Below are 26,866 nucleotides of genomic sequence, written 5' to 3'. Positions count from 1 at the left end.
TCCATGCAGCTACGACCACGTCTGAAGGCGGTCGCCGCGGTCGCCGCGACGGCGCTGGTGGCCGGCCTGGCGCTGCCGACCCAGGCCGCGCCGCCCGCGCCGTCGGCCGCGTCCGCGTCCGCGGACCGGCCGGGCGACGGCCTCTCGCGGGCCGACCGCGCCGCCCTGCAGCGCTACGCCGAGGACACCTGGGCCTCGTTCGTCGCGATGACCGACGAGGCCAGCGGGATGCCCGCGGACAAGCTGAAGGCCGACGGCACGAGGAGCGTCCAGACGTCGACGACGAACATCGGCGCCTACATGTGGAGCGCCGTCGTCGCCGAGGAGCTGGACATCATCGACCGCGACGAGCTGGTCGACCGGCTGTCCGTCACGCTCGACACCCTCGCCGGGCTGGACCGCGACGAAGGCAGCGGCCAGTTCTTCAACTGGTACGACCACCGCACCGGCGAGATCATCACCGTCTGGCCTGACGACGGCAGCACGGTCGTCCCGCACTACTCGTCGGTCGACAATGGCTGGCTCGCGACCGGCCTGCAGGTCGTCCGCGAGGCGGTACCGGAGCTGGCCGAGCCGGCCGGCGAGCTGTTCGACAGCATGGACTTCGGGTTCTACTACCGGCCCGAGGTCAACCGCATCCTGTTCCACTACGCGCCCAGCACCGGCGCCGCGCCGTGCTGCTACGACACGCTCGTAAGCGAGAGCCGCATCGCCACCTACATCGGCATGGCCAAGCGCGAGATCCCGCGCAAGGCCTACTTCGGCACCTTCCGCAGCTTCCCGAACACCTGTGACTGGAACTGGACCGAGCAGAAGTCCGTCGGCGAGCACCGCAGCTACCTCGGCCAGGACGTCTGGGAGGGCGCGTACCAGTACCGCGGCATGGAGATCGTCCCGGCCTGGGGCGGCAGCATGTTCGAGGCGCTGATGCCGACGCTGTTCGTGCCCGAGGAGAGCTGGGGCCGGCGCAGCTGGGCGGTCAACCACCCGAACTACGTCCAGGCGCACATCGAGCACGGCCTGGAGGAGGCACAGTACGGCTACTGGGGCTTCTCGCCGTCGAACAACACGAACGGCGGCTACAACGTCTACGGCGTCGAGGCGATCGGGATGGACCCGAACGGCTACCCGTCCAACAACGACGCGACGCTGGTCGACTACGGCTGGGAGGGCTGCGACAAGCCGGCCCAGCCGCTGCCCGAGCCCGAGGACTACACCAACGGCGTCGTCACGCCGCACGCGTCGTTCCTGGCGCTGCGCTACGCCCCCGAGGAGACGATGGAGAACCTCGCCAACCTGGAGCGGGACTTCGACATCTACTCCGACTGGGGCTTCCGCGACGCCGTCAACGTCGACACCGGCACCGTCGACGAGTACTTCCTGTCGCTCGATCAGGGCATGATCATGGGCGCCATCGGCAACGCCCTGGCCGACGACCTGCTGCGCGACGCCTTCGTCACGCCGCAGGTCCAGTCGGCGGTGAAGCCGGTCATCGCGATGGAGGAGTTCACCAACTTCCGCTGACGGTGATGTGGGCGGGGCGCGGGATGCCGGCCCCGCCCGCCTCGCTCGTTCCTCGCTCGGACGCCCGCGCCTACCCCTGCCGGCATCCCCCGCCCCGCCCGCTGACCCTCGTCCCGCGAAATGGGCGAGGGGCGGCGGGGGAGCGGACCCGTCCGTATCCTCGAAGGCATGCAGGCAGGGATCCTCGACTGGGCCACGACGACCGCCGTCGACCTGCAGCCGGTGCTGCGGACAGTCGCCGTCACCGTGGCCATCGTGTTCGTCATCTACAAGGCCGTGCACTCGAAGTTCTCGCTCGGCACCATCATCGTGTCCGCGCTCGCGGCCGGCATCTTCGTCTGGCTCGTCTTCAACGTCGACCAGCTCAGCGACACCATCGGCGAAGACCTCCCCGGCGGGACGTCCTCGTCCGGCTGACCTCGGCCGATACTGCCTGGCGACATCACCCGCCTGCTCCGCGCTGGTCACGGTGTCTTCTCCCTCGCTGAGGCGGAGTCGCGGCGGATCACCCGGCAACGCCTGGGACGGCTGGAGCGGGCCGGGCTGTGCAGCGGCTCGCGCGCGGCGGTCGTGCACGGCCTGCCCGCCATCGGCGCGCCGCCCGACCAGCCCTTGGTCTACCTGGCCGACGGCGCGGGTTCGGCCGTGAACAGCCGCTACGGCGCCGTGCGGGTGGCCGCGCTGCTCGGGACCAGTGCGCGTTTCACGACGGCTGCCGGCTGACCTCGCTCGCTCGCACTGTCGTCGACATCGCACGGACGGCACCTCGTGCCGACGCCCTGGTCGTTGCCGATGCCGACTTGTCTACGTCGATGACGGCGGCAGAGCTGCGGGCGGTGCTGGATGCCGAGTCGGGCTGGCGTGGCAGCCGCGATGCCTCCTGGGTGATCGAGCATGCCGATCCGTACGCCGAGAGCCCGCTGGAGTCGCTGGGACGGCTGGCCTTCATCGAGCACTGCCTGCCAGCGCCCGCGTCGAACGCCTGGATCGACACCGCGGCCGGCCGCTATCGCGTCGACCACCTCCTCGCGGACCGGTGGCTGGCGTTCGAACGGGACGGATCACTCGAGTACGACAACCGTCCGGACGCCGGACGAGTGGTGGCCGACCAGCGAGAATGCGAGTGGAAGCTCCGTGAGGCCGGTCTGGAGGTGGTGCGCTACGGCTGGGAGCTGGCGCGCCACGACCGGAAGCAACTGGCGGAGCGCTTCGCGGCCGTGATCGAGCGGTGTCCGGTGCGTCAGGAACCGTTCCCGTGGTGGCGCCCGCGCCTCCTGGTCTGACGTCACGTCCTGGTCGGTCGTCGCGCGAGGTCGCCGGAATCGGCCCCGTGGCGTCACAGCAGACCAGGACGTCACATCAGACCAGGACCACATCCACTGGTAGGGAGAGGTCCGTACCAGTGCGTGTGCCGTGCGTCACGCGCCGCCCACCATGGCGGTGGGGTCGGACGCGGTCACAGATGTACGGGTCGCGGGAGCGCTCGCGTTCCGTGCGATTGGTCCGGAAGTGGTCCAAGCGGCCGTTCGGCGCGCGTCGTTAGGCTCCGCGCAACTTCGCACGTTGGATGCCGTACGCGACACGGAGGGCCGGCCTGTGCAGTACGTTTTCGACTTCACCGAGGGCAGCAGGGACCAACGCGACCTGCTCGGAGGCAAGGGCGCCAACCTCGCCGAGATGACCTCACTGGGACTTCCCGTTCCACCGGGCTTCACCATCAGCACCGAGGCATGCCGCACGTACCTGGCGACCGGACGCGAGCCTGACGGCCTCGCCGACGAGGTCGACCGGCACCTGGCCGGCCTCGAGGCGCAGATGGGCAAGCGGCTCGGCGACGCGACCGACCCGCTGCTGGTGTCGGTGCGTTCCGGGGCCAAGTTCTCGATGCCCGGGATGATGGACACCGTCCTCAACGTCGGGCTCACCGACATCTCGGTGACCGGGCTGGCGGCGGTCGCCGGCGACGAGCGGTTCGCGTGGGACTCCTACCGCCGCCTCGTGCAGATGTTCGGCAAGACCGTGCTCGGCGTCGACGGCGAGCGCTTCGACCACGCGCTGGAGACGCGCAAGAAGGACCGCGGCGCCGAGTCCGACGTCGACCTCACCGTCGACGACCTGCGCGACCTCGTCACCGAGTTCAAGGCGATCGTCCGCGAGGCGGCCGGGACGGAGTTCCCGCAGGACCCGCGCGCCCAGCTCGACCTCGCCGTCCGCGCCGTCTTCGAGTCGTGGAACACCGAGCGGGCCAGCATCTACCGTCGTCAGGAGCGCATCCCCGACGACCTCGGCACCGCCGTCAACATCGTCGCCATGGTGTTCGGGAACCTCGGCGCCGGTTCCGGCACCGGCGTCGCGTTCACCCGCGACCCCGCCACCGGCGAGCAGGGCGTCTACGGCGACTACCTGCCCAACGCGCAGGGCGAGGACGTCGTCGCCGGCATCCGCAACACGCTGGCGCTGGCCGAGCTGGAGCGGTTGGACAAGGCCTCGTACGACCAGCTGCTCGACATCATGGAGACGCTGGAGAAGCACTACCGCGACCTCTGCGACATCGAGTTCACCATCGAGCGCGGCAAGCTCTGGATGCTGCAGACCCGGGTCGGCAAGCGGACGGCGGCCGCGGCGTTCCGCATCGCCGGCCAGCTGGTCGACGAGGGCCTCATCGACGAGGACGAGGCGCTCGCGCGGGTCACCGGCGCGCACCTGGCACAGCTGATGTTCCCGCAGTTCGACCCCGCCGCCGCGCGGACGTCGATCGCGCGCGGCATGGCGGCCAGCCCGGGCGCCGCCGTCGGGAAGGCCGCGTTCGACTCCGCGACGGCGGTCGAGTGGGCCCAGCAGGGCGACGACGTCATCCTCGTCCGGCGCGAGACCAACCCCGACGACCTGCGCGGCATGGTCGCCTCGCGCGGCGTCCTGACGTCGCGCGGCGGCAAGACGTCGCACGCCGCCGTCGTCGCCCGCGGCATGGGCCGCACCTGCGTCGTCGGCGTCGAGGCGTTGCGGGTCGACCCGCGGGCGCGCGAGTTCACGACGCCCGACGGCGCCCGCGTCGTCGAGGGCGACGTCATCTCCATCGACGGCGGCACCGGCGAGGTCTTCCTGGGCGCCGTCCCGGTGGTGCCGTCGGCGGTCGTCGACGCGCTCTACGGTGAGGCGGCGCCGCCGACCGACGGCGACACCGTCCGGCAGGAGGTGGTCGCCGCCGTCCTGCGGCTCATGCGTCATGCCGACGAACGCCGCCGCATGGAGGTACGCGCCAACGCCGACACCGGCGAGGACGCCCGCCGGGCCCGCGAGCTGGGCGCCGCCGGGATCGGGCTGTGCCGGACGGAGCACATGTTCCTCGGCGCCCGCCGCAAGATCGTCGAGCGGGTCATCCTCGCCCGCACGGCCGAGCAGCGCGACGCCGGACTGGACGAGCTGCGGCCGCTGCAGCGCGCCGACTTCACCGAGATCCTCGAGGCCATGGACGGCTTCCCGGTGACGATCCGGCTGCTGGACCCGCCGCTGCACGAGTTCCTGCCCGACGTCACCGACCTCTCCGTCCGCGTGGCCGTGGGTGACGCGACCGGCGCGCCGGACGCCGAGGCGGCCGCGCTGCTGGCCGAGGTGCAGCGGCTGCACGAGCAGAACCCCATGCTCGGCATGCGCGGCGTGCGGCTCGGGCTGGTCGTGCCGGGGCTGTTCCAGCTGCAGGTGCGGGCCATCGCCGAGGCGGCGGCGTCGCTGCTCGCGCGCGGGCTGGACCCGCGGCCGCAGATCATGGTCCCGCTGGTCGCCGCCGTCCAGGAGCTGGAGGCGATCCGCGACATGGCCGAGGCGACGGTGGCCGAGGTCGCCGCCGAGACCGGGACCACCCTGCGGTTCCCGATCGGGACGATGATCGAGCTGCCGCGCGCGGCGATGACGGCGCACGCCATCGCCGAGGCGGCCGAGTTCTTCTCCTTCGGCACCAACGACCTCACCCAGACCACCTGGGGCTTCTCCCGCGACGACGTCGAGGCCACGTTCTTCCCGGCTTACCTCGAGCGCGGCATCTTCGGCGTGAGCCCGTTCGAGTCGATCGACGCCGACGGTGTGGGCCGGTTGGTTTCGATCGCCGCGTGGGAGGGTAAAGAGACTCGGGAAGATCTGGAGCTGGGCGTCTGCGGGGAACACGGCGGCGACCCTGACTCCATCCACTTCTTCGAGTCGATCAAGCTCGACTACGTGTCCTGCTCACCGTTCCGCGTGCCCGTCGCGCGGCTCGAAGCGGGGCGGGCCGCCCTGGTCACGGAGGGCAGCGACAGCCGCTGAACGGACATGTGAGACGAATTGCGACCAAGTGGGCTGATCCGATAGCCTCCGTCCGATTCTGTCGAATTTGCGCGTCTTAATACATCGAGAGGCATCATGCGCCGTCTTGCGTACTTTGCTGCCGTTTTGCCTGCCGTAGCCGTCGGTGCCGCACTGCTCGGCACCCTTCCCGCTGCCGCCGACCACAACGAGCCCGACCAGATTCTCGACGGAAACGTCAAGTCCTGCGAGGGCATCGTCGACGGCGACGTCATCTGGGAAGAGAGTGCCGATGTGCCGGACATCATCGAGCACGGCTGGTTCACGGTGACCCTGTCCGACGACAACCAGTGGCTCGACGTCGTCCTCACCCCCGAGGGTGAGGCCAGCGGCATCGACCTCGCCGTCCTGGTCAAGGGTGGCCCGCAGACCGCGGTCTACCTCGGCCCGGACCTGACCCACCTGCACGCGCCGGAGAACGCGTCCGGCGAGCCCGCGCAGATCAGCAACTACACGATCTGCAAGGTCCACTTCGACGAGCAGCCCACCGAGCCGCCGACGGAGCCGCCGACCGAGCCTCCGACGGAGACCCCCACCGAGCCGCCGACGGAGACCCCGTCGGAGACCCCGAGCGAGACCCCGTCGGAGACCCCGAGTGAGACCCCGTCGGAGACCCCGAGTGAGACCCCGTCGGAGTCGCCGTCGGAGACGCCGAGTGAGTCGCCGTCGGAGACCCCGGGCGAGGACCTGCCGGACACCGGCTCGTCGCCGATGGTCCTGCTGATGGCCGCCGGCGTGCTGGTCGCGGCCGGTCTGCTCGCGCTGCGGCACCGGTTCGTGAAGCCGTAACGATCGCCGACGCCGCCGGGCGCACGACCTCCGTGGTCGTGCGCCCGGCGTGTCTCTGCGTGCTGTGTTGCCCTACCGGGCGGAGGTCCGATATGTTCCGTCTGCCTCCGCAGCGGCCTGTGTCATGCAGTGAACACTTCATTCGAGGGGCATATCGTGCGTCGCATCACATTCATCGCCGCAGCTTGCGCGGCGATCGCCCTGGGGGCCGCAGTCCCGGCGGCCGCCGGTGACGAAGTCGAGCACCCGAACGACCATCCACACAACTATTTCCAGGGCAACGCTCAGGACTGCGAGGACGAGGCGTTCCTCGCCAACGCCGCCCTGGCCGGCCTGCTCACCCCCGGCGAGACGCTGTTCGACTCCGAGCCCGAGGGCGAGGAGTTCCCAGAGGGCGTCATCGAGGGAACCGTCTACGGTGACGACGATCAGTTCCTCGACGTCGTGCAGTTGGACGACTCCTACGTCATCACGGCGATCGTGGTGAAGGGCGGTCCGGCCTACACCCTTTACGCCGTCGAGGGCACCGAGTCGCCGTGGACTGAACTGCACTCGCCGCCACTCGACGGCGAGACCCAGTACCCGGGGATCAGCCACTGGTTCGTGTGCGGCTACCAGGACGAGGAGCCCACCGAGACGCCTACGCCGACGCCGTCCGAGTCGCCCAGCGAGTCGCCGTCGGAGACCCCGAGCGAGTCGCCGTCGGAATCGCCCAGCGAGACCCCGTCGGAGACCCCGAGCGAGTCGCCGTCCGAGTCGCCGAGTGGCACGCCGTCGGAGTCGCCGACGCTGACCCCGAGCGAGTCTCCGTCGGAGACGCCGGGCGGTGAGCTGCCCGACACCGGTGGCTCGCCTGCGGGCCTGCTGGCGCTGGCCGGTGCGCTGGTCGTCGCCGGTCTGCTCGCGCTGCGGCACCGGTTCGTGAAGCCGTAACACCCGCTCGTCCGGTCAGGCGCTCGGTCCTCAGGGCCGGGCGCCTGACCCGTTCCCGGGCCCGCGTCGTCCCTCAGCCGGCCAGCAGTTCGCCCGTCACATCGTCGGCGATGGCGAGGCAGGCGGTCGCGGCCGGCGACGGCGCGTTGCGGATGCACAGCACGTTGCCGCGGCGGCTGGACCGGAAGTCGTCGACCAGGGTGCCGTCGGCGTCCATGGCCTGCGCCCGGATGCCGGACGGCGCGGGCAGGAGGTCCGCGGCCGTCAGCGTGGGCAGGTACTGCCGGGCGGCCGCCGCGAACCGGCGCCGGCTCATCGAGCCGTACAGCTCGTTCATCGCCGTACGCCGGTTGGCCCACGCGAACCGCCGGAAGCCGTCCCAGCGGGCCAGCCGGATCAGCTCTGCCGGGTCGACGTCGCGTTTGCGGTAGCCCTCGCGGGCCAGCGCGAGGACGGCGTTCGGCCCGACCATCACCTCGCCGTCGACCCGCTTCGTCAGGTGCACGCCGAGGAACGGGTAGCGCGGGTCGGGCACCGGGTAGACCAGCCCGTTGACGAGGTGCCGCCGCTCCGGGCGCAGAAGCGCGAACTCGCCGCGGAACGGGACGATGCGCGGGTACGGGTCGTCGCCGGCCATGCGGGCCAGCCGGTCGGACTGCAGCCCGGCGCACACGACGACGCGGTCGAAGGCGAGCGTCTCGCCGGACGCGGCCGTCACCCGCACCTCGTCGTCGGACTGGTGGAACCGCGTCACCTCGAACCCGGTCCGCACCGTCGCGCCGGCATCGGCGGCGTCGGCCAGCAACGCGGCCGCCACCGCGGCGAAGTCGACGATCGCCGTCGTGGGGGAGTGCAGCCCGGCGACGCCGCGCACGTGCGGCTCCAGCTCGCCCAGCGCGTCGGCGTCGAGCATCCGCACGCCGGGGACGCCGTTGGCGACGGCCCGGTCGTGCAGGTCGTCGAGGCGCAGCCGCTGCGACTCGTCCAGCGCGACGATCACCTTGCCGCACTCGTCGTACGTCAGGCCCCGCTCCGCGCAGTAGTCGCGCAGCAGCCCCACGCCGCGGCGGGAGAACCGGGCCTTCGCCGAGCCGGGCGCGTAGTAGATGCCGGCGTGCACGACGCCGCTGTTGCGGCGGGTCTGGTGGCGGGCCGGCTCGGCCTCCTTCTCCAGCACGGTGACGGTGGCGGCGTCGGACGATCGGGCCAGCGCGCGGGCGACGGCCGAGCCGACGATGCCGCCGCCCACGACGGCGAAACTGGACGGGACGCTCATGCGGCCACTCCCCCCGGTGACGGTGGCGCCAGGGTACCGAACGCGCGGTGGCCGCGGGCCGCGTAACCTCTGGCAGTGATGAGCGGCTACGACGACGCCGACCGCGAGAGGTGGGCGGCCGAGCCACCGAAGCGGGCGGTCCGCACGGCGTTCGAGCGCGACCGCGCCCGCGTCGTGCACTCGGCGTCGCTGCGGCGGTTGGCGGCCAAGACGCAGGTGGTGGCGCCCGGCAGCGACGACTTCGTCCGCAACCGGCTCACCCACTCGCTCGAGGTGGCGCAGGTCGGCCGCGAGCTCGGCAAGGAGCTCGGCTGTGACCCCGACGTCGTCGACGCCGCCTGCCTCGCGCACGACCTCGGTCACCCGCCGTTCGGGCACAACGGCGAGCAGGTGCTGGACGAGATCGCGGCCGGCATCGGCGGATTCGAGGGCAACGCGCAGACGTTGCGGCTGCTCACCCGCCTGGAGGCCAAGGCAGCCCACCCCGACGGCCGGTCCGCCGGGCTCAACCTCACCCGCGCCAGCCTCGACGCGTCGACGAAGTACCCGTGGCGGCGCGGCGAGCGCGACGGCCGCAAGTTCGGCGTCTACGCCGACGACGCCGAGGTGTTCGGCTGGCTGCGCGACGGCGCCGCCGGCGATCGCCGCTGCCTCGAGGCACAGGTCATGGACTTCTCCGACGACGTCGCCTACTGCGTCCACGACGTCGAGGACGCCGTCGTCGGCGGCTGGCTGCAGCTCGGGTCGCGCCTCGACGAGGCCGACGAGCGGGCGCGGGTCGCCGCGCTGACCCGCGAGTGGTACCTGCCCGACGCGCCGGTCGACGAGGTCACCGAGGCGCTGGACCGGTTGCGCACCCTGCCCTACTGGGTCGGCTCCTACGACGGGCGGCTCCGCTCGCTGGCCGCGTTGAAGGACATGACCAGCCAGCTCATCGGCCGCTTCTGCGACGACGCCGAGCGGGCCACGCACGCGGCCTACGGCGGCGGGCGGCTCACCCGCTACGCCGCCGACCTCGTGGTGCCGCGGCACACGCGCGCCGAGGTGGCCGTGCTCAAGGGCCTGGCCGCCGTCTACGTCATGACGGCGTCGGACCGCGCGCCGATCTACGCCCGCCAGCGCGAGCTGATCGAGGAGCTGGTGTCGGCGCTGCGGTTGCGGGCGCCGGAGTCGCTGGAGCCGGCCTTCCAGGAGTCCTGGGCCACCGCCCCCGACGACGCCGCCCGCCTGCGCGTCATCGTCGACCAGGTCGCCTCTCTCACCGACGGCTCCGCGGTCGCCCTGCACGCCCGCCTCACCGGCTGACGCGCCGCCGCCGACCCTCACGCCGCCCGTCGATGAGGCCGCGCGGACGTTGGTCAAGGCCTGTCGGCTGACCGGCCGCATCCATGGCCCAGGGCGGCTCACTGGCGGCGCCTCGCGTCGTGCGTGGGCTGGGTCGCTCGTTGGCCGTGCCTCGCCTGTGAGCGCGAGGTTGTCGGTGCCCGCCCGTAGGGTGGGCCCCACCCGGGCCGGGAGGGTCATGCCTACCACGCGCGTTCACGCCGCGGCCCACGTTCACCTGGGCTCGACCGCCCCGCAGCAGCGCCCGTCACGCGCGCTCGCCGCACCTCGCTCGTGGGCCCGGGCTGCTCGTTGGCCGCGCCTCGCTCGTGGGCTTTGGCGGCTCGCTGGTCGCGCCTCGCCCGTGGATTCGATGTTGTCGGTGCCTGCCCCTAGGGTGGGCCCCACCCGGGCCGGGCGGGTCATGCCTACCACGCGCCGCGGCCCACGTTCGCCCGGGCCCGACCGCCCCGCAACAGCGCCCATCCATGCCCGCGCGCCGCGACAGGCGCAGGCCACGATGCGCTTGCCAGGCGGTGTCGCTGGCGGGGCGGCGTCAGGTGGGTTGGCAGCGGGGGCACCACACCGTCGTCCGGCCGCCGATCCGGGTGCGCCGCAGCCGGGTGCCGCAGCGGGGACAGACGCCGTCCGGGTCGTCGCGGTGTCCGGTGAGCCAGCTCGGCCATCCCGGCACCCGGCCTACCCTCATCGATCGCCGCAGCACGCCCTGGAGTCGGTCGTGCAGCCGCCGGCGGTCGGTGGCGGTGAGGTCCAGGGTCTCGCGGCTGGGGTGGATCCGAGCCTGCCAGAGGATCTCGTCGGCCAGCAGGTTGCCGATCCCGGCGACGACGCCCTGGTCGGTCAGCGCGGACTTGAGCCGGCGACTGCGCCGTCCGAGCCGCTCGTCCAGCTCGGCGCCGTCCACTCCGGCAGCGTCCGGGCCGATGCCGTGCAGCAGCTGCGTGACGCCGTCGTCGTCCGGGAGCAGCCGGATGCCCTGGAGCTTGCGCAGGTCGCGGTAGCGCAGCTCGCGCGATCCAGCGGCGACGACGACGCGGTCGTGGCGGTGCCGCTCGGTGTCGCCGCTCGTCCAGATCAGCGAGCCGGTCATGCCGAAGTGGAACACCACGCTCGGTTCGTCCGCCCGATGCCGGCGCTCGGCCCGCACCGGTCCGACCAGCCATTTGCCGTGCCGACGCGGTGCGGCGAACGCCGCCCCGACCAGCGCATGACGCAGCTCGGCCGGGTCGGCGCCGCGCAGGACGCCGGGGTCGGTCACGTCGACGCGGTCGATGGTCCGGCCGGCCGCCCGGCGCAGCACCCGGCGGAACCCTTCGACGTCGGGAAGCTCCGGCATATCGGCGTCCGTACCCAGGACCGCCGGTCGCATGGGCCGGGAGCGGCGGCGGTCGTAGACTCGGGCGCGTGGCAGGTCGCATCCGGGACGAGGACATCGCATCCATCCGCGAGCGCGCCCGGATCGACGTCATCGTCGGCGAGTACGTCGCGTTGCGCAATGCCGGCGGCGGGTCGCTCAAAGGGCTGTGCCCGTTCCACGACGAGAAGTCGCCGTCATTCCACGTCACGCCGGCCCGCGGGTTCTTCCACTGCTTCGGCTGCTCCGAGGGCGGCGACGTCATCAGCTTCGTCCAGAAGATCGACCAGCTGTCGTTCACGGAGGCGATCGAGCGGCTGGCCGACAAGGTCGGGCTGCAGCTGCGGTACGAGGAGACCGGGTCCGGCGGGCCGGCGCCGCGGCAGAACCGCGAGCAGCGCACCCGGCTGGTCGAGGCGCACCGCGTCGCGGCGGAGTTCTACGCCGAGGCGCTGGCCGGGTCGCCGGAGGCCGTCGCCGGGCGGCAGTTCCTCGACGAGCGCGGGTTCGACCACGCCGCCGCCGAGCGCTTCGGCGTCGGCTACGCACCGCAGGGCGGTGAGGTGCTGCGCAAGCACCTGCGGCAGAAAGGCTTCAGCGACCACGAGATCATCACCGCCGGGCTGGTCGCGCAGGGCCGCAACGCGCCGTACGACCGGTTCCGCGGCCGACTGGTCTGGCCGATCCACGACCTCATGGGCGACGTCGTCGGCTTCGGCGCCCGCCGCCTCTACGACGACGACCGCATCGAGGCCAAGTACCTCAACACCCCCGAGACGCCCATCTACAAGAAGAGCCACGTCCTCTACGGCGTCGACCTCGCCAAGAAGGACATCGCGCGCACCTCGCAGGCCGTTGTCGTCGAGGGCTACACCGACGTCATGGCCTGTCACCTCGCCGGCGTCACCACCGCCGTCGCCACCTGCGGGACGGCGTTCGGTGAGGACCACGCGCGGATCCTGCGCCGGCTGCTGCGCGACCAGGACGAGTACCGCGGCCAGGTGATCTTCACCTTCGACGGCGACGCCGCGGGCCAGAAGGCGGCGCTGCGCGCGTTCGAGGGCGACCAGCGTTTCGTCGGGCAGACCTACGTCGCCATCGACCCCGACGGCCTCGATCCGTGCGAGCGGCGGCAGAACTCCGGCGACCTGGGCGTGCGTGAGCTGATCGCCCGGCACCGGCCGCTGTTCGAGTTCGCGATCCGGTCGATGATCGACGAGTACGACCTCGACAACGCCGAGGGCCGGGCGCACGCCCTCGACAAGGCGATCCCGTTCATCGCCCGCATCCGCGACCGCTCCGTCCGCGACCAGTACGCCGTCCGCCTCTCCGGGTGGGTCGGCCCGCCGCTGGGCCACTCGGAGAACTGGGAGCGCGACGTCGTGTCGCGGGTCCGCGCCGCCGCCGGCGTTCCCGACCGTCGCGCCGCCGCCGGACGTGGCCGGGCCGCCGCGCCGCCGCCGGCCGGGCAGCAGGCGCTCGGCGTCCCGGTGCACGGCAACGTCGACCCGCAGACGCTCGAGCTCGAGCGCGCCGCCCTGCGCGTTGCCGTCCAGCGGCCCGCGTTGGCCGGCCCCACCTTCGACGACCTCGCGCCCGAGGCGTTCCTCTCGCCCGCCTACCGCTCCGTCCGCGAGACCGTCTCCAAGGCCGGCGGCTGCGCCACGCAGGCCGGTGGGCATGAATGGGTCGAGGCGCTCCTCGCCGTCGCCCCCGACGACGCCGCCCGGCACATCGCCACCCAACTCGCCGTCGAAGCCATGCCCGTCGACGAGAACGCCGTGCAGCGCTACGCCGACTCCGTCGTCCTGCGACTGCACGAGGTGTGGGTGTCGCGGCAGCTGGTCGCGTTGAAGGCCAAGCTGCAACGCACCGACCCGTCGGCGCAGGTGGAGGTCTACAACCGGCTGTTCGGCGAGCTCATGGCGCTCGAGAAGCACCGTCGCGACCTGCGCGAGCGAGGCATCGGCGCCGCCGGCTGACGCCCCGGCCGCTGGCTGACCGTCGCCGCTGGGCCGGTCGGCGCTGGGGGACCGGCCCAGCCCGGCTGACGACCGCTGCGGCCGGCTGCCGCTCACTGCCGCTTCCGCTGGCTGGAGCTCGCCGCAGCTCGGCCTGCGTTCGGACCGACGCTGCCCGGCTGACGGCCGCTGCGCCGGCTGCCGCCCGGCGCTCACGGTTGGCGCTCGGCACCGCTGGTGGCGACCGCGGTCGGCGTCGATGGCGGCCTTGCGGTCAGCCGTCCTCACGGTGGAACACGTGCCGCGTCAACGCCTGTACGTCGCCGTCGAGGTGGTCGATGCGGCGGTTGACCTCGTCGAATCGGGTGTTCATCTCGGTGCGGATGGAGTCGAACTTGGCGTCCATCGCGCCGAACTTGGCATCCATGGACTGGAAGCGAGCCTCGGACTGCGCCTGCATGGAATGGAAGCGCGCGTCGAACTTCTCGTCCATCGCGGTGAAGCGGTGGTCGATGGCGTCGAAGCGGCTGTCGAACCTGCTCTCGATCCCGCCGACCCTGGCGTCGATCAGGCGCATCAGCATCGTGAACATGATGCTGATGACGGCGATGAAGCCGCCGATCAACGTCCAGGTCTGCGCGATGTTCATGGACTGCTCCTTCGTGGATCGTCATGGTACGACCCTGCCGGTTCGCGGCGCAGCCCGCTGGGGACGAATCGGACACTGTGGATAACGAAGCGAACTGGCCGACCCTGTGGACTGGGCGGCTAGACGTGGCCGAACCGGGCCAGGCACTCCGCCAGGGTGAGGCCCTCGGCGAGCGCTGCCCGGATCGACACCTCCGTCGTGGTCAGCCGCTCCGCCGCGTCCAGCACGTCCTCGACCAGGCCGGACGGCCCCACGATGCCGCCGTCGTCGTCGGCGAGGACGAAGTCGCCAGGCGCAACCCGCACCCACGCCGTCGTCGCGCCGCTCAGATAGACCGGCTCCTGCCAGCCGGTGACGGCCCACCGGCCGATCGACTGCACCGGCGTCCGGTACCGCGCGAACACCGGGAAGTCGTGCTGCCGAAGCCACCGCAGGTCACGCACCCCACCGTCGACCACGGCGCCGACGCAGCCGCGTTCGCGCAGGCCCAGCGCGATCAACTCGCCGAAGTAGCAGACGCCGTGCCCGTCACCGGCCCAGACCGCCACCTCGTCGGCCCCGACGCCCTGGCACGCCTCCATCTTCGCGGCGTCGCCGCTGCCGGCGTACGGGCGCATCTGGCCGCGGATCGTGTAGGCCCAACCGGCCACCCGCGTGCCCGACACCGCCGCCAGTGACGGCGCCAGCCCCTGGTCGGGCCGGCCGAGGGCGTCGAGCGCGTCGGCGACGTTCGATGTGTCGACGGCGGCGAAGCGCCGGCGGATCTCTGCTCGCTGCTCTGTGGTGTGCACGGTGGATTCTCCAACACGACGCCGCCGCGTGGGAATGCCCCACAACCCGTTGACGCTTCAATCATCATGAGCGAGCCACGGGACACCACGACCGCCGTCGACGACGCGGAGGAGGCGGCCGCCGCGCCGCCCGGATTGATCGTCCTCGGCGCCGCCGACAGCGCGGACGGCGAGTGCGCCGACGGCTTCTGCGCCCTCTGATCGCGCCCCGAACGCCACAACGAACGCCACAACGAACGCAAGGAGAACGTGACAGTGCTGGTCGAGGTGTGGTCGGACTTCGTCTGCCCGTGGTGCTACATCGGCAAGCGCCGGCTCGAGACGGCGTTGGGTCGGTTCGACCACGCCGGCGACGTCGAGATCGTCTGGCGCAGCTTCCAGCTGGACCCGTCGACGCCGCAGGGCGCGGACGGCCCGGTGTCGGAGAGCCTGCGGACGAAGTACGGCGTCAGCGCCGAGCAGGTCGTGGAGATGAACGAGCGCGTCACCACGCTCGCCGCCGCCGAGGGGCTCGAGTACCACCTCGACACCGCGCGCGTCGCCAACACGTTCGACGCCCATCGGGTGGCGCACCTGGCCCGCGAGCACGGGGCCGGGCCGCAGCTGCACGAACGGCTGATGCGGGCGCACCTGATCGAGTCGGTGCACCTGGGCACCCCCGAGAACGTGGTCCGGCTGGCCGCCGAGGTCGGCGTCCCCGAGGACGAGGCCCGCCGGGTGCTCGACGGCGAGGACTACGCCGACGACGTGCGGGCGGAGATCGACCTCGCCCGCCAGTTCGGCGCCAGCGGCGTGCCGTTCTTCGTCATGGGCCGCACGCACGGCGTCGCCGGGGCGCAGCCGGTCGAGGTGTTCGACGGCGCCCTCACGGAGGCGTACAGCCGGGCGGCCGCGCCCACCGCGTAACGGCGAACCCGCCGTCGCGCACACCCGGTCGCGACGGGCATGATGCGGGCATGACCCTCGTCGCCGGCGTCGATTCGTCCACTCAGTCCTGCAAGGTCGTGCTCGTCGACGCCGACTCTGGCGCCGTCGTCGAAACCGGCCGCGCCGACCATCCCGATGGCACCGAGGTCGACCCCCGCGCCTGGTGGGACGCCCTGCAACGGGCCGGCGACGGGCTGCTCGGACGTGCCGCCGCGGTCGCCGTCGGGGGCCAGCAGCACGGCATGGTCGTCCTCGACGCGGCCGGTGAGGTGGTGCGGCCCGCGCTGCTGTGGAACGACACACGTTCGGCCGGCGCCGCGCGCGACCTGACGGCCGAACTCGGCGGCCCCGCGGCGTGGGCCGAGGCCGTCGGACTGGTGCCGGTCGCCAGCTTCACCGTCACCAAGCTCCGCTGGCTGGCCCGGCACGAACCTGACCACGCCGCCCGCGTCGAGCAGGTCATGCTCCCGCACGACTACCTCAGCTGGCGGCTGGCCGGCCGGCCCGAGCAGGCGGTGACCGACCGCGGCGACGCCTCCGGCACCGGCTACTGGTCCGCCGCGACCAACGAGTACCGTCCCGACCTGCTGGAACTCGGCTTCGGCCGGGCCATCGGCGTGCCTCGGGTCGCGGGTCCGGCCGAGGTGACGGGCTCGACGGCGTCCGGCGCGGCCATCGCGCCCGGCACCGGCGACAACATGGGCGCCGCGCTGGGGCTGACGCTCGAGCCCGGCGACGTGGTCGTCTCCCTCGGGACCAGCGGGACGGCGTTCGCGGTGGCCGAGCAGCCGGTCGCCGACCCCACCGGCACCGTCGCCGGATTCGCCGACGCGACCGGCCGGCACCTGCCGCTGGTCGCGACCCTCAACGCGGCGCGTGTGCTGACGGCCGCCGCGACGCTGCTCGGGACCGACCTCGCCGGGCTGGACCGGCTCGCGCTGGAGGCGGAGTCCGGCGCGGGCGGACTGGTGTTGCTGCCGTACCTCGACGGCGAGCGGACGCCGGACCTGCCGGACGCGACCGGCTCGCTGGTCAACCTCACGCGCGCCGCGATGACGCCGCGGAACCTGGCCCGGGCCGCGGTCGAGGGCATGCTGTGCGGGCTCGCCGACGGGGTGGACGCGCTAGCGGCGCAGGGGGTGACGGTCCGGCGGGTGCTGCTGATCGGCGGCGCGGCGAAGTCGGCCGCGGTCCGGGCCGTCGCGGCGGAGGTGTTCGGGACGCCGGTCGTCGTGCCGGCCCCGGGCGAGTACGTCGCTCTGGGCGCCGCTCGGCAGGCGGCGTGGGCGCTCTCGGGCGCCGCGACCCCGCCGCCCTGGCCGCTCGACCTGGAGACGACGGTCGACGCGGCGGCGGGTGCCGGGGTGCGCGAGGCGTACGCGGCGGCGCGGGAACGGCTGCACGGCTGACGGTGGCCGCGGGCGTCTGGGCAGCTGGGTGGGGCTGACGGTGGACGACTGGCGGTGGCGGCTCGGGGCGAGGCGTCGCGGACGGCGTGCAGGCGCACGCTACGGCGGATCCGGCCGGCTGACGGCGACGGCGGCCGCGAGTGTGTGCGAGTCGAGATGCTGGCGGCTGCGGGCGTCTGTGTCGGTGGCGGTGCTGGGCTGGTGGCTGCGGGCATCTGTGGGTGGCAGGGCTGGCGACTGATGGTGGCCGCGGGTGCCTGTTTGAGTGGCTGTGCTTGCGGCTGACGGGGCGGCGCGACGCCCGGCGGGCCTGTCGCGGAGCCGGACGGCGATGGCGTGCGGGCCCCGCGCTGTGTTCGTGGGGCGGCGGACGGGGCAGCGAGGGGCGGCCAGCGCGGCGCCGGGGGAGGGCGTGTAGCCGCACGCCACGGCGGGTCCGGGTGGCTGCACAGCGACGCTGGGCGTGACACTCTGGAATACGGGCACACGCCGGCCGGTTGTGGCGGTTAGATTTTGTTGACACGTCAACAGTCGGCGAGAGGGAGTGACGCGAGATGCAGTTCGGGATCTTCACGGTGGGGGACGTGACCACCGATCCCACTACGGGGCGGACGCCTACCGAGAACGAGCGGATCAAGGCGACGGTGGCGATCGCGAGGAAGGCCGAGGAGGTGGGCCTGGACGTGTTCGCGACCGGCGAGCACCACAACCCGCCGTTCATCGCGTCGGCGCCGACGACCACGCTCGCCTACATCGGCGCGCAGACCGAGCGGATCATCCTCTCGACGGCGACGACGCTGATCACGACGACCGACCCGGTGCTGATCGCGGAGAACTACGCCAAGCTGCAGCACCTCACCGACGGCCGGGTGGACCTGATGATGGGTCGCGGCAACACCGGCCCGGTGTACCCGTGGTTCGGCAAGGACATCCGCGACGGCATCGCGCTGGCTGTGGAGAACTACGCGCTGCTGCACCGCCTGTGGAGAGAGGACGTCGTCGACTGGCAGGGGCGGTTCCGCACCCCGCTGCAGGGCTTCACGTCGACACCGCGGCCGCTGGACGGCGTGCCGCCGTTCGTGTGGCACGGCTCGATCCGCAGCCCGGAGATCGCCGAGCAGGCCGCCTATTACGGCGACGGGTTCTTCCACAACAACATCTTCTGGCCGATGTCGCACACGAAGCAGATGGTGGGCCTGTACCGCCGACGCTTCGAGCACTACGGCCACGGCCCGGCCGACACCGCGATCGTGGGGCTCGGCGGGCAGGTGTTCATGCGGCCCAACTCGCAGGACGCGATCCGCGAGTTCCGCCCGTACTTCGACGTCGCGCCGGTGTACGGCCACGGGCCCTCGCTGGAGGAGTTCATGGACCAGACGCCGCTGACGGTGGGCAGCCCGCAGCAGGTCATCGACCGGTACGCGGCCATGCGCGACGACGTCGGGCACTACCAGCGCCAGTTGTTCCTGATGGACCACGCGGGCCTGCCGCTCGACATCGTCCTGGAGCAGATCGAGATCCTCGGCACCGAGGTCGTGCCGGTGCTGCGCCGCGAGATGGCGAACGGCCGCCCGGCGCACATCCCCGACGCGCCGACGCACGGGTCGCTGGTCGCGGCGGCGGGCGGGGCGCGCGACGCGACGGTGCACGCCGAGGACGACGTCACCGGCCGGACGGCGGAGAACGCGGAGGCCGCCCGATGACGACGACGCGGCGCATCGCGGTGGTGTCAGCGGGCCTGCGCCAGCCGTCGTCGACCCGGCTGCTGGCCGACCGGCTCGCCGACGCGGCCGGCCGCCAGTTCGCCGCCCGCGACGTCGACGTCGACCTGCGCGTGGTCGAACTGCGCGAGCACGCGCACGACCTGACGAACCACCTGCTCAGCGGCTTCCCGAGCGCGTCGCTGGAGCAGGCGATCGAGGCTGTGACGACGGCCGACGGGCTGATCACGGTGTCGCCGATCTTCACCGCCTCCTACAGCGGCCTGTTCAAGACCTTCTTCGACGTGGTCGAGGCCGACGCGCTCGACGGGATGCCGGTGCTGCTGGGCGCCACCGGCGGCACGGAGCGGCACTCGCTGGCGCTGGAGCACGCGATGCGGCCGCTGTTCACGTACCTGCACGCCATCGTCGTGCCGACGGCGGTGTACGCGGCGACCTCCGACTGGGGTGCGGAGAACGCGGGTGACGGCGACGGCGCGGTCCCGACGGGGCTGACGCGGCGCATCGAGCGTGGCGCCCGCGAGTTCGCCGAACTGGTCAGTGACCGCGAGCCGCGCCAGGCGGCCGACCCGTTCGCCGTGCCGACGCCGTTCGAGCAACTGCTCGCGGAGAACTGACCGGCTGGATCGCGGCGCGCGGCCCCCTGGGTGGAGCCGCGCGGCGGTGCCAGGCCTGGTGGTGATCGGGTGGTGGTGCGTGGCCCGGGTGGCGCCACGTGGCGGGTGCCAGGCCCGGTGGTGATCGGGTGACGACGCGGGGCTGGGCGATGGGCGACGACGTCCGGCCGGGTGGCGGGTGTCCGGACCGGCGCCGGTGAGGCGGCCGGGTGGCGGCCGCACGCCGAGGGGCTCGGCGCCTCGCCGATCAGATGCCCAGCAGCCGGTTCTTGGCCGCCTCGTACTCGTCCCGGGTGAGGGAGCCGGCGCGATACCGCGCGGCCAGCTCGGACAGTTCCGCGACGAAGAACTCGGGGCTCCTGCCCCCGTTCAGCTCCTCGAAGGTCGGTATGCGCGGCTCGTCGGCCGGGGAGTAGGTCGGGTCGTCACCGTGCCGCGCGACCTGGCCGAACACCCAGCCGTCGCCGCCTCGCCAGATCCACACCGGGTCGCCGATGGTGAACAGGCCGTGGCCGGGCCTGCTCCGAGAACGAGCGTCGGCGAAGACCGCCTCACCGCCGGGCGCGTCGACGACGACCAGGACGGTGACGGACCGCCGGGAGGTGGGATCGCCCGTCGGGTAGGAGACCCAGGTGGCTCGCCCGCGTTCCGGGCCGGTCCCGCTCGCGATCGTGGCGAACGCCTCGCAGCCGCGACGGAGCTTCGGCCGGCGCAGCTGCCGCCGGATCCACCACCCCCAGAGCGGTCCCAGCACCACCCACGGGACGATCAGCCAGGCCACGTTCCAGAACCACGGGAGGATGGGGTCGTCCGTCCACAGGGCCATCGTGATGAACCGGACGCCCAGCACCGACAACGCCGTCAGGATGAGGAAACCCAGCACTGCCAGCGGCACCGAGGGCGGCTTCAGGAAATCGTCGGGGTCCGCGGAGAGGACACGCGGGTCCTCGCCACGGTCGACCAGTCGCAGCGCGGACCGGGGGCCGCCGCGCTTGACGGTCTCGCTGTAGGAGCGCGACGAGGGCTCGACCACGGTGCGGCGCCTTTCCCGGGGGGACGAGGTCCTGCCGCGAGGCTACCCGGTGCGGTGGCGGGCGACGGGGTCAGCTCAGGGCGGCGGCCATGAGCAGGTCGACCTGGGCCGGCGCGAGGGCGTGGTCGATGACCATGACGGCGGCGCCGATGATGCCGGCGCGGTCGCCGGTGCTGGACTGGACGATGCGGAGGTCCTGCGTGGCCAGCGGCAGCGAGCGCCGGTAGACGATCTCGCGGACGCCGGCGATGAGGTGCTCGCCGGCCTGGGAGAGCGACCCGCCGATGACGATGACGGACGGGTTGAACAGGCTCACCGCGGCGGCCAGCACCTCGCCGATGTCGCGGCCGGCCTGCCGCAGCAGCTGCAGCGCCTCGATGTTGCCGCCGCGGGCCAGCGCGACGACGTCGAAGCTGGTGGAGGCCTCGGTGCCGTTGGCGGACAGTTTGGCGGCGATGGCGGCGCCGCTGGCGACCGCCTCGAGGCAGCCGGTGTTGCCGCAGCGGCAGACGACGTCGGTGCCGTGCGGGAGCTGCAGGTGCCCCATGTCGCCGGCGGCGCCCTGGGCGCCGCGGTGCAGTCGGCCGTCGCTGATCAGGCCGCTGCCGATACCGGTGGCGACCTTGACGAACATCATGTGCGGCGCGCCGCTCCACGCGACGTGGTGCTCGCCCAGCGCCATGATGTTGACGTCGTTGTCGACGAGGGAGACCGCGCCGAACCGGTCCTGCAGGTAGCCCTGCACGTCGAAGCCGTCCCAGCCGGGCATGATCGGCGGGCTGACGGGGCGGCCGGTGGAGTGCTCGACCGGGCCGGGCAGGCCGAGGCCGACGCCGAGGAGGTCGGACGGGTCGCGGCCGGCCTCGCGGATGAGCTCGTGGCCGACGCGGTCGACCCAGTCGAGGACGGTCTCGGGGCCGGCCGCGACGAGGAGGTCGTCGGCGGACTGGGCCAGCACCTGGGTGGCGAGGTCGGTGAGCGCCAGCCGGGCGTGCGTGGCGCCGATGTCGGCGGCCAGCACGTACCGGGCGTTGGGGTTGAAGGCGAACCGGGTGGGCGGCCGGCCGCCGGTGGAGGCGGCCTTGTCGGCCGGGCCGATCAGGTTGCTCGCCAGCAGGGCGTCGACGCGCTGGGTGACGGTCGAGCGGGCCAGGCCGGTCTCGGCCGCCAGTTCGGCACGCGTGCGCGGCCGGCCGTCGCGCAGCAACTGGAACAGCGACCCCGCCGAGTACATGGAAGCGCCGTCTGGCTGGACGTATGCCGGCCGTGACGTCGTGACGCCTACGCCTTCGAGCATGCCACTAGTGAAACACACCAGACTTCTCTCTGTGCAACATCCGCACATGCGGTAACAGCCGTGCAACTTTTGCTTGACGTACATGCAAAAGTGCCTCTAAGTTCCTCTGCCATGGCAGTGACTCCGATCACAGACCGCGCGGCCGGTGCGGATTCCTTCCCCGAGACGGGGTACCGGGCAGCGATCGTCGGGACCGGCTTCATGGGCCGTGTGCATGCGCGGGCGGTCCAGGTGGCCGGCGGCCGGGTGGTCGGAGCGGTCGGCTCCACCCCGGAGCGCGCGGCGGCGGCGCAGGGCGAGCTGCAGGCCGACGCGGTCTACGCGACCCTCGACGACCTGCTGGACCGCGCCGACGTCGACGTCGTCCACGTGTGCACCCCCAACCACCTGCACGAGCCGGTCGTGCTCGCCGCGCTGGCCGCCGGCAAGCACGTCGTGTGCGAGAAGCCGCTCGCGACCTCCACCGACGCCGCCGCCGCGATGACGGCCGCCGCCCGCGAGGCCGGCCGCGTCGCCGCCGTCCCGTTCGTCTACCGCTTCCACCCGATGGTCCGCGAGGCGCGCGAGCGGGTCCGCGCCGGCGAGGTCGGCAGCATCTTCCTCGCCCACGGCAGCTACCTGCAGGACTGGCTGCTGCACCCCACCGACGACAACTGGCGGGTCGACCCGCGCCTCGGCGGCCCGACCCGCGCGTTCGGCGACATCGGCTCGCACTGGTGCGACCTGCTGGAGTTCGTGACGGGGGAGCGCATCGCGCGGCTGTCGGCGCAGTCGTCGACGGTGAACAAACTGCGCGGCGTCGAGACGCTGCGCGACGTCACCACCGAGGACGTCGTGATCGTCCAGTTCGCCACCCGCGGCGGCGCGATCGGCTCGGTCGTCGTCAGCCAGGTGTCGGCGGGCCGGAAGAACCGGCTGCTGCTGGAGGTCTCCGGCTCGCGCGGCTCGCTCTCGTTCGACCAGGAGAACCCCGAGCAGCTGTGGTGGGGCGGACGTGAGCGCAGCAGCCAGCTGGTCCGCGACCCCGAGACGCTCAGCTCGCCGGCCGCCCGGTACGCGCGGGTCCCGGCCGGCCACCCGCAGGGCTACCAGGACTGCTTCGACGCGTTCGTCGCCGACACCCAGGCGGCCATCGGCGGCGAGGTCCCCGACGGCCTGCCCACGTTCGACGACGGCCTGCGCGCCGCTCGGCTGGCCGAGGCCGTCGTGACGTCCGCCCGCGAGAGCGACTGGGTGGAGGTGCCCGAATGACCGGTGCGGCCGGTACCACCACGACGCTGCTGCGGATGCGCGGCATCGAGAAGTCGTTCCTCGGCGTCCAGGTGCTGCACGGCGTCGACCTCGACCTGCGCGCGGGCGAGGTGCACGCGCTGATCGGCGAGAACGGCGCCGGCAAGTCGACGCTGATGAAGATCCTCGCCGGCGTCTACCAGGCCGACGGCGGCAGCGTCGAGCTGGACGGCGACGAGGTCCGGTTCGAGCACCCGCTGCTGGCCCAGCAGGCCGGCGTGTCGACCGTGTTCCAGGAGTTCAACCTGCTGCCGGAGCGCACCGTCGCCGAGAACGTGTTCCTCGGCCGCGAGCCGCGCCGCAACCGGCTGGTCGACGCCGGCCGGATGAACGCCGACACCGCGGCGCTGCTGGAGGACCTCGGGCTGACCTGGCTGCGGCCGGAGACCCGGGTCAGCTCGCTGTCGGTGGCCGGCCAGCAGATCGTCGAGATCGTCAAGGCGCTGTCCTACGACGCGCGGATCATCTCGATGGACGAGCCGACCGCGGCGCTGGCCGACGAGGAGGTGGAGCTGCTCTACCGCCTCGTCGGGAAACTGAAGGAGCGCGGCGTCGCCATCCTCTACGTCTCGCACCGGCTCAAGGAGATCTTCGACCTGTCCGACCGGGTGACGATCCTCAAGGACGGCGCGCTGGTCGACACCGTCGCCACGTCCGACATCAGCTCGGACGAGCTGGTCCGCAAGATGGTCGGCCGCCCGATCGCCAGCTTCTTCCCGGACAAGCTGCCCGGCACCGAGGCCGGCGACGTCCGTCTCGAGATCCGCGGTGGCGGCAACGAGCAGCTCGACGGCATCGACCTGCAGGTCCGCGGCGGCGAGATCGTCGCGCTGGCCGGGCTGCAGGGCAGCGGCCGCACCGAGATCGCGCACGCCCTGTTCGGCGTCGACCGGTTCACCCGCGGCACGGTGTCCCTGGACGGGCGCCCGCTGACCGCGCGATCGCCGCGTCAGGCGGTGCGGGCGGGGCTGGCGCTGGTGACCGAGGACCGCAAGGGCGAGGGCCTGGTGCTCAACCAGTCCATCGCCGCGAACGCCCGGCTGGTGCTGGACGCCGTCCTGCCGCGCCGCGCGTCGCAGGGCGCCCGCCGCATTCCGGGCATCCTGTCGTCGCTGGAGTTGGTCTCGCGCGGCAGCAGCCAGGAGGTGCGGTTCCTGTCCGGCGGCAACCAGCAGAAGGTCGTGCTGGCCAAGTGGCTGGCCACCGAACCGAAGGCGATCGTGCTCGACGAGCCCACCCGCGGCATCGACGTCGGCGCGAAGGAGCGGGTCTACACGCTGATGCGTGAGCTGTCGGCGCAGGGTGTGGCGATCCTGATGATCTCGTCCGAGCTGCCCGAGGTGCTCGGGATGGCCGACCGCATCGTCGTCCTCCGGGACGGCCGCGTCGCCGGCGAGCTGCCGGCCGGCGCTGACGAGGAGACCGTGATGGCACTGGCCACGGGCCACGAGACCGAAGGAACCCAGCGATGAGCCGCGCGGTCGCGGTCACCGGGACCGGCAAGCCCGCCCGGCGCCGGCTGGGCGCCACGGAGCTGGTGTGGCTGGCGCTGGCCGGGGTGCTCGTCATCGGCGCGATCCTGGTGGCGCTGGACGACCAGAACCTGTTCAGCATCGCCAACACCCGCGACATCCTGAGCCGGTCCAGCCTGCTCGGGTTCGTCGCGATCGGCCAGACGCTGGTCATCCTGTGCCGGTCGCTGGACCTGTCCGTCGGCTACGTCATGGCACTGAGCAGCCTGATCGCGGCGACGACGATGAACGGCGACCCCGCGCGGGTCCCGCTGGCGATCCTCGCCGTGCTGGTGGTGGCCGGCGGGATCGGCCTGTGCAACGGCCTGATCGTCTCGGTCTTGAAGGTCAACCCGTTCATCGCGACGCTCGGCGTCGGCCTCATCATCAAGGGCTACCTGGACACCGAGTACCAGGGCCCGGCCGGCGCGGTGCCCAGCTCGTTCCAGCAGTTCGGCTTCAGCCGCATCGGCCCGGTGCCGGTGTCGACGCTGGTCATGCTGATCGTCGCGGTGGCCGGCATCCTGTTCCTGCGCAAGACCCGCACCGGCTACCACATGTTCGCCGTCGGCGGCAGCGCCGACGTCGCGCGGCTGTCCGGCATCCGCACCGGCCGTGTGCTGGTGACGGCGCACGTGCTCTGCTCGATCGCGGCGGGCATCGCCGGCCTGCTGATCGCTGCCCGCTTCGGCACCGGCAGCGCGCTGGTCTACAACTCCGGCTACGACCTGGAGTCGATCGCGGCGGTGGTGCTGGGCGGGACGCTGCTGCTGGGCGGCCGCGGCGGCATCGCCGGGACGATCGCCGGCGTGCTGATCCTGGCCGTGCTCGACACCGTCTTCAACATCCTCGCGGTCGACCCGTTCTTCAAGGACGTGCTGCGCGGCACCATCATCGTCGCGGCCGTCGCAATCTACGCCCGCCGGCAGATCGACCGGAAGGCCAGCCGCGTGAGGTTCGGCGGTGACGGCGGCAGCGGCGGCTCCGCGCCACCGGAACCGAGGCCCGATCAGCCGACGCCAGAGCTCGCGGGAGGCCCCCGATGACCGTCACCACGCAGCAGCCCGCGCCGCAGCGCAGCGCCGGCTCGCGGGCCGGCGACCTGCTCGCGCGGGTCTTCGGCGGCGGGAGCGCCACGGTGTTCGCCCTGCTCATCGTCGTGTTCGCGGCGATCTTCATCGTGAACCCGAGCTTCGCCGAACCGCCGTCGCTGATGGCGTTCCTCAAGCAGGCCGCACCGCTGATGATCCTGGCCATCGGCCAGTACTTCGTCATCGTGTCCGGCGAGTTCGACCTGTCGGTCGGGTCGCTGGTCGGCGCGCAGGTGGTCATCGCCGCCGCGCTGATCGACGGCGAGGAGGGCCGCACGGTCCCCGTCATCCTGCTGATGCTCGGCTTCGGCATTCTCGTCGGCCTGGTCAACGGGCTGATCACGACGCTGCTCAAGGTGCAGTCGTTCATCACGACGCTCGGCATGATGCTGGTGCTCTACGGCGCGATCCGGTTGTGGACCGGCGGCGCACCCACCGGCGCACTGTCCGAGGCGTTCCGCCAGCCCGGACGCGGCGGCATCGACATGTCGGTCGTACGGCAACTGCCGTGGGCGCTGATGATCCTGGTCGGGATCGTCATCATCGCCGTGGCGGTCATGCGCAGCTCGTACGGCCGCACGTTGATCGCCACCGGCGACAACGAGCACGCCGCGGGGTTCTCCGGCGTCCGGGTCTGGCGGGTGCGCACCCTGGCGTTCGTCATCTCCAGCGTGCTGGCCACGCTGGCGGCGATCCTCATCGGCGGCTACGCCGGTGTCACGGCGCAGGTGGGGCAGGGTCTGGAGTTCACCGCGATCACGGCGGTGGTGCTCGGCGGCGCCGCGCTCGGCGGCGGCCGCGGCTGGGTCGTGGCGGCGATGGCCGGCGCGCTCACCCTCGAGGCCCTGTTCGTCCTGTTCAACCAGCTGAGCATGCCGTCGACCATCCGGCCGGCGGTTCAAGGCGTGATCATCATCGCGGCCGTCGCCTACGCGGCCCGTGAGAGGGCGCGTCCCCGGCACCACCAGGAAGTCCCGTCCCAACCGCACACGAACGAAGCCTGATTCGTCA

General features: G+C 72.5%; 24 protein-coding genes. 18 read left to right on the top strand and 6 right to left on the bottom strand.

Annotated features, from left to right (window positions below):
• Window positions 1-3 precede the first annotated feature (3 nt).
• From BLU82_RS19270 to BLU82_RS35175, 7 genes are all read left to right on the top strand, one after another.
• Window positions 4-1,524, top strand: coding sequence for a glucoamylase family protein (locus tag BLU82_RS19270; protein ID WP_092622727.1), 1,521 nt, complete (start codon window positions 4-6; stop codon window positions 1,522-1,524).
• A gap of 168 nt (window positions 1,525-1,692) precedes the next feature.
• On the top strand, window positions 1,693-1,941 hold the full coding sequence (locus BLU82_RS19265) for a hypothetical protein (protein ID WP_092622726.1): 249 nt from the start codon (window positions 1,693-1,695) through the stop codon (window positions 1,939-1,941).
• Window positions 1,942-2,094: 153 nt separating this feature from the next.
• Window positions 2,095-2,247, top strand: coding sequence for a hypothetical protein (locus BLU82_RS34270; RefSeq protein ID WP_157741132.1), 153 nt, complete (start codon window positions 2,095-2,097; stop codon window positions 2,245-2,247).
• Window positions 2,248-2,360: 113 nt separating this feature from the next.
• Window positions 2,361-2,807, top strand: a complete 447-nt coding sequence (locus BLU82_RS19260) for a hypothetical protein (RefSeq protein WP_157741131.1) — start codon at window positions 2,361-2,363, stop codon at window positions 2,805-2,807.
• A 313-nt stretch (window positions 2,808-3,120) separates the two neighbouring features.
• Entirely contained in the window at window positions 3,121-5,823 is a 2,703-nt protein-coding gene (ppdK, locus tag BLU82_RS19255) for a pyruvate, phosphate dikinase (RefSeq protein ID WP_231947533.1), read from the top strand.
• Window positions 5,824-5,949: 126 nt separating this feature from the next.
• A complete protein-coding gene (locus BLU82_RS19250) occupies window positions 5,950-6,651 on the top strand; it encodes an LPXTG cell wall anchor domain-containing protein (RefSeq protein WP_092622723.1) in 702 nt (233 codons plus the stop codon).
• 156 nt (window positions 6,652-6,807) lie between these two features.
• On the top strand, window positions 6,808-7,584 hold the full coding sequence (locus tag BLU82_RS35175) for an LPXTG cell wall anchor domain-containing protein (protein WP_157741130.1): 777 nt from the start codon (window positions 6,808-6,810) through the stop codon (window positions 7,582-7,584).
• Between the two features lie 73 nt (window positions 7,585-7,657).
• Here the strand turns inward: BLU82_RS35175 and lhgO are convergent, their stop codons facing one another.
• Complete coding sequence (gene lhgO, locus BLU82_RS19240; protein ID WP_092622722.1) at window positions 7,658-8,860, bottom strand: L-2-hydroxyglutarate oxidase; 1,203 nt, start codon at window positions 8,858-8,860, stop codon at window positions 7,658-7,660.
• Between the two features lie 78 nt (window positions 8,861-8,938).
• Here lhgO and BLU82_RS19235 point away from each other — a divergent pair, with 78 nt between their 5' ends.
• Window positions 8,939-10,165, top strand: coding sequence for a deoxyguanosinetriphosphate triphosphohydrolase (locus BLU82_RS19235; protein ID WP_092622721.1), 1,227 nt, complete (start codon window positions 8,939-8,941; stop codon window positions 10,163-10,165).
• A 574-nt stretch (window positions 10,166-10,739) separates the two neighbouring features.
• Here the strand turns inward: BLU82_RS19235 and BLU82_RS19230 are convergent.
• Window positions 10,740-11,540, bottom strand: coding sequence for an Fpg/Nei family DNA glycosylase (locus BLU82_RS19230; protein ID WP_092622720.1), 801 nt, complete (start codon window positions 11,538-11,540; stop codon window positions 10,740-10,742).
• A gap of 68 nt (window positions 11,541-11,608) precedes the next feature.
• Between BLU82_RS19230 and dnaG the strand changes: the two genes are divergently transcribed.
• Window positions 11,609-13,540 carry a DNA primase gene (dnaG, locus tag BLU82_RS19225; protein ID WP_092622719.1) on the top strand — a complete coding sequence of 644 codons (1,932 nt, stop codon included), beginning with the start codon at window positions 11,609-11,611 and terminating at the stop codon, window positions 13,538-13,540.
• A 253-nt stretch (window positions 13,541-13,793) separates the two neighbouring features.
• On the opposite strand, the gene BLU82_RS19220 is transcribed toward dnaG, so the two are convergent.
• Together BLU82_RS19220 and BLU82_RS19215 are read right to left on the bottom strand one after the other, a co-directional pair.
• Window positions 13,794-14,168: a hypothetical protein gene (locus BLU82_RS19220; protein WP_092622718.1), complete on the bottom strand. Its 375-nt coding sequence runs from the start codon at window positions 14,166-14,168 to the stop codon at window positions 13,794-13,796.
• 119 nt (window positions 14,169-14,287) lie between these two features.
• Window positions 14,288-14,959 carry an RraA family protein gene (locus tag BLU82_RS19215; protein WP_092622717.1) on the bottom strand — a complete coding sequence of 224 codons (672 nt, stop codon included), beginning with the start codon at window positions 14,957-14,959 and terminating at the stop codon, window positions 14,288-14,290.
• 66 nt (window positions 14,960-15,025) lie between these two features.
• Between BLU82_RS19215 and BLU82_RS36020 the strand changes: the two genes are divergently transcribed.
• The 5 genes from BLU82_RS36020 (at window position 15,026) to BLU82_RS19195 (ending at window position 19,633) form a co-directional block, all read left to right on the top strand.
• The gene (locus tag BLU82_RS36020) at window positions 15,026-15,160 is read left to right on the top strand and encodes a hypothetical protein (RefSeq protein WP_255367083.1); all 135 of its coding nucleotides are present in this window, start codon (window positions 15,026-15,028) and stop codon (window positions 15,158-15,160) included.
• A gap of 48 nt (window positions 15,161-15,208) precedes the next feature.
• Complete coding sequence (locus tag BLU82_RS19210) at window positions 15,209-15,865, top strand: DsbA family oxidoreductase (protein ID WP_197682331.1); 657 nt, start codon at window positions 15,209-15,211, stop codon at window positions 15,863-15,865.
• Between the two features lie 50 nt (window positions 15,866-15,915).
• On the top strand, window positions 15,916-17,295 hold the full coding sequence (xylB, locus tag BLU82_RS19205; protein ID WP_092622715.1) for a xylulokinase: 1,380 nt from the start codon (window positions 15,916-15,918) through the stop codon (window positions 17,293-17,295).
• Between the two features lie 554 nt (window positions 17,296-17,849).
• Complete coding sequence (locus BLU82_RS19200; protein WP_092622714.1) at window positions 17,850-18,998, top strand: LLM class flavin-dependent oxidoreductase; 1,149 nt, start codon at window positions 17,850-17,852, stop codon at window positions 18,996-18,998.
• Entirely contained in the window at window positions 18,995-19,633 is a 639-nt protein-coding gene (locus tag BLU82_RS19195; protein ID WP_092622713.1) for an FMN reductase, read from the top strand. Before BLU82_RS19200 ends, BLU82_RS19195 begins: the two co-directional genes overlap by 4 nt.
• Window positions 19,634-19,880: 247 nt before the next feature.
• Here BLU82_RS19195 and BLU82_RS19190 read toward each other — a convergent pair whose 3' ends face one another.
• The gene (locus tag BLU82_RS19190) at window positions 19,881-20,666 is read right to left on the bottom strand and encodes an SHOCT domain-containing protein (protein WP_092622712.1); all 786 of its coding nucleotides are present in this window, start codon (window positions 20,664-20,666) and stop codon (window positions 19,881-19,883) included.
• Between the two features lie 70 nt (window positions 20,667-20,736).
• Window positions 20,737-21,963, bottom strand: a complete 1,227-nt coding sequence (locus tag BLU82_RS19185; protein WP_197682330.1) for an ROK family transcriptional regulator — start codon at window positions 21,961-21,963, stop codon at window positions 20,737-20,739.
• 111 nt (window positions 21,964-22,074) lie between these two features.
• Here BLU82_RS19185 and BLU82_RS19180 point away from each other — a divergent pair, with 111 nt between their 5' ends.
• From BLU82_RS19180 to BLU82_RS19165, 4 genes are read left to right on the top strand one after another with little or no spacing between them, the layout of a single operon-like run.
• The gene (locus BLU82_RS19180; protein ID WP_092622710.1) at window positions 22,075-23,214 is read left to right on the top strand and encodes a Gfo/Idh/MocA family protein; all 1,140 of its coding nucleotides are present in this window, start codon (window positions 22,075-22,077) and stop codon (window positions 23,212-23,214) included.
• Window positions 23,211-24,725: a sugar ABC transporter ATP-binding protein gene (locus tag BLU82_RS19175; protein WP_092622709.1), complete on the top strand. Its 1,515-nt coding sequence runs from the start codon at window positions 23,211-23,213 to the stop codon at window positions 24,723-24,725. Before BLU82_RS19180 ends, BLU82_RS19175 begins: the two co-directional genes overlap by 4 nt.
• A complete protein-coding gene (locus BLU82_RS19170) occupies window positions 24,722-25,810 on the top strand; it encodes an ABC transporter permease (RefSeq protein WP_092622708.1) in 1,089 nt (362 codons plus the stop codon). Before BLU82_RS19175 ends, BLU82_RS19170 begins: the two co-directional genes overlap by 4 nt.
• The gene (locus tag BLU82_RS19165; RefSeq protein ID WP_092622707.1) at window positions 25,807-26,859 is read left to right on the top strand and encodes an ABC transporter permease; all 1,053 of its coding nucleotides are present in this window, start codon (window positions 25,807-25,809) and stop codon (window positions 26,857-26,859) included. Before BLU82_RS19170 ends, BLU82_RS19165 begins: the two co-directional genes overlap by 4 nt.
• The last annotated feature ends 7 nt before the right edge of the window (window positions 26,860-26,866 follow it).

The organism is Jiangella sp. DSM 45060 (genome assembly GCF_900105175.1).
GTDB lineage: Bacteria > Actinomycetota > Actinomycetes > Jiangellales > Jiangellaceae > Jiangella.
The sequence above is the reverse complement of the archived record's forward strand: the minus strand, read 5'-3'. Positions and strand labels throughout refer to the sequence as shown.